The organism is Brevundimonas sp., from assembly GCF_036399195.1.
Classification (GTDB): Bacteria; Pseudomonadota; Alphaproteobacteria; order Caulobacterales; family Caulobacteraceae; genus Brevundimonas.
Map to the genome: position 1 here is coordinate 1 of NZ_DASWNO010000202.1, position 4,083 is coordinate 4,083.

A 4,083-nucleotide genomic window follows, 5' to 3' on the forward strand; every position below is an offset into this window, starting at 1 on the left:
TCGGGCCTGCTGTCCATGGGCGTGCTGAAGAACAGCCAGCCGGCGGACCTGCTGCGATGACCAAACACACCAAGGTTCACGGCAAGCACGGCGACTTCGCCATCGAGGCGAAGGGGCTGGTGAAGCGCTTCAAGTCCGGGAAGTCGTTCGTCGAGGTGCTGAAGGGCGTCGATTTCGACGCGCGCCACGGCGACCTGACCATGGTCATGGGCCCGTCGGGCTCGGGCAAGTCGACCCTGATCGCGGCGCTCAGCGGCCTGCTGAAGCCCGAAGGCGGGCGTGTGGACACGCTCGACGTCGATGACCTGTGGAAGCTGCCTTCCGGCAAGATCGACAAGTTCCGCCTGGCGCACTGCGGCTTCATCTTCCAGGGCTTCAACCTGTTCCCGGCGCTGTCGGCGCTGCAGCAGGTCGAGGTGGTGCTAAAGTTCCAGGGCCTGTCCAAGGCGGCGGCGACCAAACGCGCCACCGAGGCCCTGCAGGAAGTCGGCCTGGGCCCGCGCCTGCACCAGCGGCCCTCGGCCCTGTCGGGCGGCGAGAAGCAGCGCGTGGCCATCGCCCGCGCCCTGGCCAAAGACCCAAAGATCCTGTTCGCCGACGAGCCGACCTCCGCCTTGGACGGCGAGAACGGCCAGATCGTCATCCGGCTGCTGCGGCGCGCGGCGACCGAGCACGGCGCGGCCGTCATCTGCGTGACCCACGATCCGCGTCTGGAAGAGTGGGCCGACCGCGTGATCAAGATCGAAGACGGCGTCATCATCAGCGACGAACGCCGCATCCCCAATCCTGACGCCACGCTGGCGTCGCACTGACCGCCTCTCGAGGACCCCTGACCATGCCCGGCTTTCTGAAGAACAAGTGGACCTGGATCGGCGTCGCGCTGATCGTTGTCATCGCCGTCGTCTTCATGTTCATGCAGAACGGGGCCAAGGCGAAGAAGGCCGAGGACGAGAAGGCCGCCGCCCAGAAGGTCGAAAGCCCCTACGCCGCCATCGCCAACGGCAAGGTCGACGTCGAGGGCGGCATCATTCAGATCGCCGCCCGCCGCGGCGGCGTCGTCCGTCAGGTGTTGGTGCAGGAAGGCGACCGGGTCGTCGCCGGCCAGATCCTCGCGCGTCAGGAAGACGACGAGCCCCGCCTGGCCCTGCAGAGCGCCAACGCCGACGTCGCCCAGGCCGAGAGCCAGCTGCGTCTGATCCAGGTCGACATCCGCACCGCCCAGCGCGAGTACGAGCGTCTGGAGCAGCTGGTCGCCACCAACTTCGTCGCCGCCCAGCGCCTCGACCAGGCCCGCGACTCCATCGCCCAGGCGCAGGCCCGGCTCGGTTCGGCCCAGGCCGCCGTCGACACCGCCCGCGCCCGCCGCAACCAGTCCGCCTACAACGTCGAGCTGACGGTCATCCGGGCCCCCCAGTCGGGCCGGATCGTGCGCCGCTACGCCAACCCGGGCGCCGGCGCCTCGACCCTGAACGTCTCGAACATGTTCGACCTTGAGCCCGACGCCCCGCGCATCGCCCGCGCCGAGATTGTCGAGAGCGACATCCCCAACATCACGCCGGGGCAAGCCGTTGAGATCACCCCCGAGGGGGATCCCTCCAAGGTCTACGTCGGCGCCGTCCTGCGCCGCGCCGCCGTCTTCGGCGCCCGCAAGCTGGCCTCGGACGATCCCTCCCAACGGTCCGACGAACGGGTGGTCGAGGTCGTCGTCACCGCCGGCGACGCCCCCCTTCTGATCGGCCAGCGCGTGCTGGTGAAGTTCATGAAGCCCGGCCAGACCGCCGGCGCCCCGCGCGCGGTGACGACCGGCGTGCCGGCCGGCCGCGCCATGCAGGCGCCGGCGAAGGCCGGCTAGGGGCGAGCGACGGCTCAGGCCAGGATGATGTCGAAGCGGGCCTTCAGCGCGTCCGTCTCCATGTCGGAGCCGTCGACGAAATCCGCCACCACCAGCCGCTTCTGCGGGTCGGACAGGCGGGTGAAGATGAAGTCGTGCTGCAGATACGGGTCGCCGCGGCGGTAGACCTGTGTGGTGAGGCGGCGCACGCCGTCGGTGTAGACCGCGACATGGATGTGGGCGGCGCGCATGAACCGCCGCGACCCCAGCGCCACTTCGTAGATCACGGGACGAAGGGCGCGGAAGGCGTAGCCCCCGCGCGCGTCGGTCGTGGTGACGCCGAAACCTTGGAACCGCAGGTCCCGGTGGCCGACGAACTCCTGGGCCGGATGGTTGTATTTGCCGGTCGCGTCGGACTGCCAGATCTCGACCCGGGCGCCCGCGACGGGCGTGCCGTCGAGGGTCGTGACCGCGCCATGGAGGTGGGCGACGGTGCCCAGGGCCGGGACGTCGCTTCCGGTCAGCCGAACCAGGTCGTTGTCGGTCGAGCTGGGGTAGGCGGTGGGGTAGAAGGGGCCTTCGTCCTGGGCCGGCGTCGCGATCCGACGGCCGGTCTGGGCGCCTCTCGCCGGGCCTGACAGAAGCGCCGCTCCCGAGGCCGCGACAAGGGTGCGGCGACTCAATCCAGCGATGAACATGGCCGCCTCCGCCGAGGATGAGGGCCCACTCTAGGTTATGGTGAAGCTTATGGCCAGAGACGGCGCCGTCGCCCGTCGACGCGCCCTCTCAGTCGCCGCTGAATGACGCCGCCCGCTTCTCCAGCGCCGCAGCCACGCCCTCCGCGTGATCCTCGGTCAGATGCGCCAGCGCCTGCATGGCGGCGGTCATCTCCAGGATCTGGTCGAAGGTGGCGTCGCGGCCCTGGCGCAGCAGGGCCTTGGTCATCCGCAGGGCCTCGGGGGCGCGGGCGGCGACCTCGTTGGCGATCTCCAGCGCCTCGTCCATCAGCCGCTCGGGCGCGACCACCCGGCTGATCAGGCCCCACTCCATCGCCGTGCGCGCGTCCAGCGTGCGGGCGGTGAACAGCAGTTCGGCGGCGCGGGCGTAGCCGACGTTGCGCGGCATCAGCCAGGCCCCGCCGTCGCCCGGCAATATGCCCAGCTTCAGGAACGGCACGCCGAAGCTGGCCGTCTCCGAGGCGATGCGGATGTCCGCCAGCCCGGCGATGTCGCACCCCAGCCCCATGGCCGGCCCGTTGACCGCCGCCACCAGCGGCACCTCCAGCCCGTACAGCGAGCGCACGATGCGGTGCACCACGCGGCGATAGCGCTCGCGGATCTCGGCCCCCGAGCCGGCGAACAGGTCGCGCCGCTGCTGCATCGCCTTCAGGTCGCCGCCGGCCGAAAAGGCGCGCCCCGCCCCGGTCAGCACCACGCAGCGCACCTCGCGGTCGGCGTTGACCGCCTCGCAGGCCGCCGCGAACGCCTCGCCGTCCTCCAGATCGGGCAGGGCGTTCAGCCGGTCGGCCCGGTCCAGCGTCCAGATTTCGACGTGCGCGCGGCGCTCTCTGCGGATCAGGGTCATGGGGCAGGAGTGCCGGGTTTTGGAGCGGGAGACAAATGGTGACTGGTGGCTGGTGAAGAGTGGATAGTGACTGGTGATTAGTGGTTGCTGGACCGGCGCCGGCGGCTGCACCTCATCCACCGGCGTTCGCCCAAAGGCCACTAACCACTAACCACTGACCACCAGCCACCGAGCCACCAGCCACCAGCCACCAATCACCCAGCCTGTCCCCAACGAAAAAACCCCGGCCTTTCGGACCGGGGCTTTTTGCGGAGATCGAGCCTGGCGCTAGCCGCGCTTCTCGATCTTGATGGGCACGAAGTTGGACGGGTGGCTGACCACGCGGTCGCCGGCGCCGTAGCCGTTCTTCGTATTCACCAGCATCCCGCCCCAGAGGGCGAAGGACATCATGGCGTGCTGCAGGTTTCTGTCTCTGTCTTTCATCCTGGCGTCTCCTTTCGCGTGAACGATGAAAAGAGACGCGTCGTGCTTTTCGGGAATCTCACCGTCATAGTCGTTTCGCGTCAGCCTCCATCTAGCCTGGAGCGCCTGGAATTGCAAGATTTTCGCTCCGTCGCCGGACCATGTTTCGCACAGATGTCATCCAACGTCGCCCAGACCACACAGCCGCCCCGCGCCGTCGCCACCCCGTGCGTCAAGGTCTGCGTCGTCGACGGCGCCTCCGGCCT

At 69.2% G+C, this 4,083-nt stretch carries 5 protein-coding genes; 2 read left to right on the plus strand and 3 right to left on the minus strand.

Features of this window, described 5'->3' with window-relative positions; all coding sequences use genetic code 11:
• Positions 1-56 precede the first annotated feature (56 nt).
• The gene (locus VGB60_RS09200) at positions 57-812 is read left to right on the plus strand and encodes an ABC transporter ATP-binding protein (RefSeq protein WP_331037969.1); all 756 of its coding nucleotides are present in this window, start codon (positions 57-59) and stop codon (positions 810-812) included.
• Between the two features lie 23 nt (positions 813-835).
• Positions 836-1,852 (plus strand): efflux RND transporter periplasmic adaptor subunit, encoded by a 1,017-nt coding sequence (locus VGB60_RS09205; RefSeq protein ID WP_331037970.1) that lies wholly within the window; start codon positions 836-838, stop codon positions 1,850-1,852.
• Positions 1,853-1,866: 14 nt separating this feature from the next.
• On the opposite strand, the gene VGB60_RS09210 is transcribed toward VGB60_RS09205, so the two are convergent.
• The 3 genes from VGB60_RS09210 to VGB60_RS09220 all read right to left on the minus strand — a co-directional run bounded on the left by VGB60_RS09210 (position 1,867) and on the right by VGB60_RS09220 (position 3,838).
• Positions 1,867-2,529: a hypothetical protein gene (locus tag VGB60_RS09210; protein ID WP_331037971.1), complete on the minus strand. Its 663-nt coding sequence runs from the start codon at positions 2,527-2,529 to the stop codon at positions 1,867-1,869.
• Between the two features lie 88 nt (positions 2,530-2,617).
• Positions 2,618-3,415 carry a crotonase/enoyl-CoA hydratase family protein gene (locus VGB60_RS09215; RefSeq protein ID WP_331037972.1) on the minus strand — a complete coding sequence of 266 codons (798 nt, stop codon included), beginning with the start codon at positions 3,413-3,415 and terminating at the stop codon, positions 2,618-2,620.
• Positions 3,416-3,682: 267 nt separating this feature from the next.
• The gene (locus VGB60_RS09220; RefSeq protein WP_331037973.1) at positions 3,683-3,838 is read right to left on the minus strand and encodes a hypothetical protein; all 156 of its coding nucleotides are present in this window, start codon (positions 3,836-3,838) and stop codon (positions 3,683-3,685) included.
• Positions 3,839-4,083: the final 245 nt, after the last annotated feature.